Genomic DNA, 5394 nt, shown 5'->3' on the forward strand with positions numbered 1-5394 from the left:
GAGTTCTTGATATGTATTCAACGAAGACAAAGCCTGTATTGGCCATGAGAATACGGCTGAAAACTTAGATATACTGCCTAAATAAGCACTTTTAGTATGAGTGAACCTGAAAAAAAGCCGAAAACCACCCATTAAATCACTGACGGGCAAAAATGCTATGTCTTTCAAACACCTCGCTAACTCTGTCAAGATAAATTCTTCCTGTGTAAGTCCTGGAGGGTTCCTCTTGCTCCAGCGGTTATCAACTATTATATTTTTAGGTCTACTTTCTATCGCGCTCCAGTGTGTAAGATCAAAACAACACCATAGATGTCTTGAACACTCATCTTCAAACCTTCTAAACATTCTGGTAAATACAATTTCTCGCACTCTTCATAGGGTGTCTGAACTAATTTTAGTTCTAGATAGGCTTTTGTTCATATAAACCTTATAAACAGGCATAATATATCCTTAATCTCGTCTACCTCATGGTTAGACTATTTGATAATCTAATAAATTTTTTTTATGGAGATTGACGTAATTCAGATCTTATGTCATCTTGATATGAGGTTATGCTGTACTTGTGAGTGTTTTGAGTACACCTTATTCTTTTACTCCAAAAAATTACGTTTCCTCAAGTATTTCTCAGGACGACACTGCTCCCACCTCAAAGGCAGGATATTTAAAATCATTGGAAGCACTTCAAGTGCCTGTACCGCCTTTTTTTGTGATTTCTTACAAGCGTCCATTGACTTTTGAAGCACTGCAAGAAGAGATCGCTATATTAGAGAAAAAATCTGGTAAATTATGGAATGATGTAACTTCAGGACAGGATGGATTGTTTGTCTCTGTACGTTCAAGTTTTAAAGTTTCTATGCCCGGCATGCTAGATTCTTTACTGAATGTAGGACTGAGCTTTAATCATGCGCGCCTTGTAAATCAGGATTATTTGTGGCGAAGTTACGTAAAATTAATTCGTAATTATGCGTACTTGGTAGAAAAAATTGATGCCCAAACATTTCCAGAGTTACCGAAAGAAGCCACCCTTGAGGATGCACTTAAGGCTGAAACGATATTTCAAGAAAAAACGGGGTACGCATTTCCTCAAAATGCTAATGAACAACTGATTCAAGCGATGAATATGGTGCACAAAAGTTGGGATAATCCTCGGGCCCAAGCGTATCGATTGCATGAAAATATTGGCTCCACTTCTGGAGTAGACGTAATTGTCCAGACTATGGTTTTTGGAAACCTTAACTCCAAAAGTGGTACAGGCATCTTATTTACACGTAACCCATCTACTGGGGAAAAAGAAATATTTGGAGAGTATTCTCGCCAGGTTCAAGGAGAAGAAATTGTATCTGGAAGCCTCACTCCTAGTCCCCTTCAAGTGCTAGAGCAGGATTTACCGTGCGCTTATAAAATATTGCGAGATATTGCTTTACAGTTAGAGTACGCTTTTTTGGATATGCAAGATATTGAGTTTACTATAGAGAATGGAAAATTATGGATTTTACAAACTCGATCTGGAAAACGTACAAAAACGGCAGAATTGCGTATTCTCATTCAGTACGTTGAGGAGGGAATTTTAACCATGGAAGACGCGTTACGCCGTCTTTCTTTGCAAGGTCTGGAACAGGTGTATCATCCCTACTTAGAACATTCAAACGGATTGGAGTACTTAGGAAAAGGATTGGGAGCATCTCCTGGGGCAGTATCAGGGATTCTTGCTACCCGTCAAGACACCGCTATTGCTTTCATAAAAAGTGGTAAGCGTGTTATTTTTGCTGCCCAAGAAACGCATTGTGATGATGTAGCTTCTATTTTAGGTGCCGCAGGGGTTATTACTGCCACGGGAGGCATGACTTGTCATGGCGCAGTAGTAACACGCGGATTAGGCAAGCCGTGTGTTACATCGCTTTCAGGACTTAAAGTTCACCAAGATTCAGTGGAAATATCGGGTCAACGTATTTCTGAAGGTACTGCTCTCACCATAGATGGTACGGCAGGTACTGTTTGGAAGGGGGAAGGGATATTAAAGGTACCAGAGCAATGTGAAGCACTGCAGAAATTTTTATGTTTTTCTCACCGTACCAGCGCTCTAGAGGTATATGTCAATGCAGATACGCCAGAGGATTGGAAAGCTGCTTCTGCATTCAATCCTAAGGGAGTAGGGTTGTGTCGTAGCGAACACATGTTTTTTCAGAGCACCCATCTTTCTTGGTTTCAAGGGTGGGTATTGGGAATTCAGGAAGCCCTATGTATTTCCCATATTCGTCATCTTCAAGAGGAAGATTATACACGTTTACTGAGACAAGTACAAGGAAAGTGCTTTACGGTGCGTTTATTAGATCCACCACTGCATGAATTTTTACCCCATACTGCTGAAGCAGAGCGAGTACTGGCTCAAAAATTGAATGTTTCTGTGGAAACAATAAATACACGTACCGCGGCATTAAAAGAAAATAATCCCATGTTGGGACAAAGAGGATGTCGCCTTGGAATAGTGCGGCCAGAGCTTTATGATCTTCAGGTTCAGGCGTTGTTTAAAGCTGCAGTACAGGTTCACCAAGAAGGAATTCCCGTGGATCTAAGAATTATGGTGCCTTTTGTGATGATTCCTAAAGAGTTTATCATCCTTAAACAACGCATCACTCAGTGGGGACTTCAGTATAATTTAGAAAAATCATCTTGGATGGTGGGGGTAATGATTGAAATTCCCAGCGCTGCACTGCAAGCATGTGATTTAGCGCAGGAAGCAGATTTTATATGTTTTGGAACCAACGATTTAACCCAAATGGTTCTAGGCGTCTCAAGAGATGATACAGCACCTATGATACAAGAGTATCAATCCTTAAAGATGCTTTCTGTAGATCCATTTCAAACTATTCACCAAGCTTCTGTAGGAAAACTAATCTCTTTGGCTTGTGAAGCTATTTTAAAGATAAACCCTCACATTCCCTTATCTGTCTGCGGAGAACACGGTGGGGATCCAGAGAGCATGCGATTTTTTCATACGCTTGGAATTCAAGCTGTATCATGTTCTGCTTATCGTATAGCAAAAGCTTACCTCGCGGGTGCCCAGATTATGTTAGAAAAAAAAGCATACTCCCTAGATACTTCTTCTCTCCAAAGTCTTTATATTGCGTAAAACGGATTCTTTTGGGAGCCATAGTATTTTGGCGAAAAGGGAGTAAACCTTTTTAAGCTAATACTTTATGAAGGCGCGGGTCCCCCTGGTCCTCCAGGAGAAGGGCCCTCCCCTCCTCCTGGAGGTGTGCCCGGACCATTAGGTGCGGATCCAAGCCCTTCTCCTCCCTTAGAAAAGTTTTTACAAATATCCGTAAATACCCCTTCTATAGCATCCATTCGCTGGTCAAGACCGGCGTTCCCTCCGCCACCTTTTGCAGGCGGTCCAAATAAGTCATCTGCTTGTGGTGGAGGAACTGCAGGAGCCCCTCCTGGAGCTCCTGCAGGCCCACCCGGTGGAGGCGCTAAAGGTGCGCCTGGAGCAGGTGGAGCCGCAAAACCAAAATCAAAAGCAAGGAGTGTAAAAAGAAGTGAAAAAATTTTTTTCTGCATCGTTTTCAGCTGTTAGGTTTTGAATATATCATACTGTATACACATTAAAATTTTATTAAAAAGACGTTTTTTATTTTATAAAATAATACTATCATTTCCAGAGAGTAATAGACTATATATTTTTTATTTAGATCATATATATTAATCATGAAAGACAAAGAGATCTATTTAGGCGTATTTTAGGAGGCTGAATCTATTGGCTTTTAAATGTTACAAACAATACACCTCACGTAACCAGATCACTATTCCGATAACATTTTTAGAGTAAATATATTTTGAATTAGGTACAAAACGTGGTATTAGAGTGTGTCGATATTTATAATTAAGTGTTGTAAAATTAAGGTATTTAGTTACAAGAGAAGATAATATTCCAAAGAATATCAGACGACCAATGGGAAGAAATAAAAGAAAGGTTGTCTGGGAAAGAAAGAGATTCAGGACGTACTGGTAAACGATAACTGGAAATTTATCAATGCCGTGATGTGGATTGCCCGAAAGGTGCGCCGTAGCGTCCCTTGCCAGAATCTTACGGGGAAATGCTCGAGGGTTCATTAACGGTTGATAAGATGATCCAAAGTCAGTGTGTGGAAAGTGATTTTCAATACCCTTGCAGTAGATGCTGATACGGAATGAATCATGAGGGATTCCACAATGATTTGCGCCCATCAACACGCCGCGGGCGTCAGAAAAAAAATAGAGTCAATGGTCACAAAACCAAAACCTGAGGGGCTCAGCAGGCGGTTTTAGTACGAAGATCCACGCTGTTAGGCACCCCCATCAGATTCATTCTATCGCCTGGTGAGTGCTCTGATTATACAAAAGCTCTTGATTTAATGGAGAATTTTGACTTTAAAACGCTATTGGCGGATAAAGGCTATGATGTCGATAACACTGTCCATTATACTGGCATCAATAAAGCCGTCACCCCCCCCACAATCCATGAGGAAAATCTAGTCGAGCCAATGTTCAACACGTTAACCCATTTCAGGCGCATTACACCCAGATATGATAAATTTACACAGACTTTTCTTTCCTTCATTTTGCTACATCACTCATAATACTAAAGTAAACTCAAATGTCGACAATCCTTAATTGTTTGATCCCAGGGAGTTATGGTATATATTATGAAGATAATAATGCATGGAGAAAAAGCTTATGGGACAAGTATTACACGCAAATGCCAGAACAACGGAGGCAATCCGTAGAGAGATCCGTGATAGTAAAGAGAGCATAGGAAAAGCGGCTAAAAGATTTAATGTTAACCCAAAAACAATCCTCAAGTGGAGAAAAAGAGAAGATACAGATACGAAAGACCTTCCCATGGGACCTAAAAAGATAAAATCTACAGTTCTATCAGAGACAGAAGAAGAGGCGATTGTGGCTTTCAGACCGCTTACACCATTGCCTCTTGATGATGTTTTGTATAGCTTACAAGAAACTATTCCACATTTAAGTCGATCAACCCTTCATCGTTGCTTAAAGCGTCATGACTGCTCTGTTTTGCCTAAAAAAGAAAGATCTACCTCTGCTGACAAAAAGAAATTTAAACACTATCCTATGGGTTACTTGCATATAGATATAGCAGAAGTAAGAACAGCTGAAGGTTAAGTTATATTTATACGTAGCAATAGATAGAACATCAAAATTTGCCTATGCAGAGCTCCATAAAAGCCAGACTAAGATGATTGCCGCAGAGTTTTTACGTAACCTTATTAAAGCTGTACCTTATAAAATACATAAGGTGCTCACAGATAATGGGATTCAATGTACCAATCATGATCATCATAAAAATGCTTTTACTCATATCGTTGAGCGTGTTTGCAATGAGCATCA

3 protein-coding genes and 2 pseudogenes are annotated in these 5394 nt (G+C 40.1%); 3 read left to right on the forward strand and 2 right to left on the reverse strand.

Going from position 1 to position 5394, the window contains the following annotated elements; all coding sequences use genetic code 11:
* Positions 1-189: hypothetical protein (locus HCUR_RS09225; protein ID WP_207760936.1), on the reverse strand; the 189-nt coding region annotated here is incomplete at its 3' end.
* A 373-nt stretch (positions 190-562) separates the two neighbouring features.
* Here HCUR_RS09225 and HCUR_RS05315 point away from each other — a divergent pair.
* Positions 563-3130, forward strand: coding sequence for a putative PEP-binding protein (locus HCUR_RS05315; RefSeq protein ID WP_104207077.1), 2568 nt, complete (start codon positions 563-565; stop codon positions 3128-3130).
* 65 nt (positions 3131-3195) lie between these two features.
* Here HCUR_RS05315 and HCUR_RS05320 read toward each other — a convergent pair whose 3' ends face one another.
* Positions 3196-3561, reverse strand: coding sequence for a hypothetical protein (locus HCUR_RS05320; protein WP_104207078.1), 366 nt, complete (start codon positions 3559-3561; stop codon positions 3196-3198).
* 362 nt (positions 3562-3923) lie between these two features.
* On the opposite strand from HCUR_RS05320, the pseudogene HCUR_RS10270 reads away from it, so the two are divergent.
* Both HCUR_RS10270 and HCUR_RS09635 read left to right on the forward strand, forming a co-directional pair.
* Positions 3924-4619, forward strand: a pseudogene (locus tag HCUR_RS10270) (IS5 family transposase).
* Between the two features lie 97 nt (positions 4620-4716).
* Positions 4717-5394, forward strand: a pseudogene (locus HCUR_RS09635) (DDE-type integrase/transposase/recombinase); the annotation flags it as partial.

It is taken from the genome of Holospora curviuscula (genome assembly GCF_002930195.1).
Taxonomy (GTDB): domain Bacteria; phylum Pseudomonadota; class Alphaproteobacteria; order Holosporales; family Holosporaceae; genus Holospora; species Holospora curviuscula.